This is a genomic window from Granulicatella sp. WM01 (assembly GCF_004570605.1).
GTDB lineage: Bacteria > Bacillota > Bacilli > Lactobacillales > Aerococcaceae > WM01.
Genome location: NZ_SPPB01000117.1, coordinates 1 through 1263, shown reverse-complemented (window position 1 = coordinate 1263; position 1263 = coordinate 1). Strand labels below are relative to the sequence as shown.

Annotated in this window: 1 protein-coding gene; it reads left to right on the top strand. The window is 39.7% G+C overall.

The features are described from left to right. The coding region (locus E4T68_RS08895) for a DUF1542 domain-containing protein (RefSeq protein WP_135126038.1) at window positions 1-1263 on the top strand (1263 nt) is incomplete at both ends.

Below are 1263 nucleotides of genomic sequence, written 5' to 3'. Positions count from 1 at the left end.
GCTAAGAACGCTATTGAAGATGCAGCAACTGCTAAGAAAGCAGCCATCGATGCCCGTAATGAATTAACGCAAGAAGAAAAAGATGCTGCTAAGAAAGAAGTTGACGATAAGGCTAAGGAAGCAAAAGCAAATGTTGATAGTGCAACAACAAATGCAACAGTAGACACAGCTAAAACAGATGGAACAGATGCAATTAACGGAGTTAATCCAAATGCAGACGCTAAAACAACTGCTAAGAACGCTATTGAAGATGCGGCAACTGCTAAGAAAGCAGCCATCGATGCCCGTAATGAATTAACGCAAGAAGAAAAAGATGCTGCTAAAAAAGACGTTGACGCTAAGGCTAAGGAAGCAAAAGCAAATGTTGATAGTGCGACAACAAATGCAGCAGTAGACACAGCTAAAACAAATGGTACTACTGCAATCAATGAGATTAACCCAAGTGCAGACGCTAAAACAACTGCTAAGAACGCTATTGAAGATGCAGCAACTGCTAAGAAAGCAGCCATCGATGCACGTAATGAATTAACGCAAGAAGAAAAAGATGCTGCTAAGAAAGAAGTTGACGATAAGGCTAAGGAAGCAAAAGCAAATGTTGATAATGCAACAACAAATGCAGAAGTAGACACAGCTAAAACAGACGGTACTACTGCAATCAATGCGATTAACCCAAGTGCAGACGCTAAAACAACTGCTAAGAACGCCATTGAAGATGCAGCAACTGCTAAGAAAGTAGCCATTGATGCACGTAATGAATTAACGCAAGAAGAAAAAGATGCTGCTAAGAAAGAAGTTGACGATAAGGCTAAAGAAGCAAAAGCAAATGTTGATAATGCAACAACAAATGCAGAAGTAGACACAGCTAAGACAGACGGTACTACTGCTATTAACGAAGTTAATCCAAATGCAGATAGTAAAAATGCAGCAAAAGCAGCCATTGATACAGCTGCGGAAACTAAAAAGTCAGCTATTGATAATCGTAAAGATTTGACAGATGAAGAAAAAGATGCTGCTAAGAAAGACGTTGACGATAAGGCTAAGGAAGCAAAAGCAAATGTTGATAATGCGACAACAAATGCAGAAGTAGACACAGCTAAGACAGACGGTATTACTGCAATCAATGAGATTAACCCAAGTGCAGACGCTAAAACAACTGCTAAGAACGCTATTGAAGATGCAGCAACTGCTAAGAAAGCAGCCATCGATGCACGTAATGAATTAACGCAAGAAGAAAAAGATGCTGCTAAGAAAGAAGTTGACGAT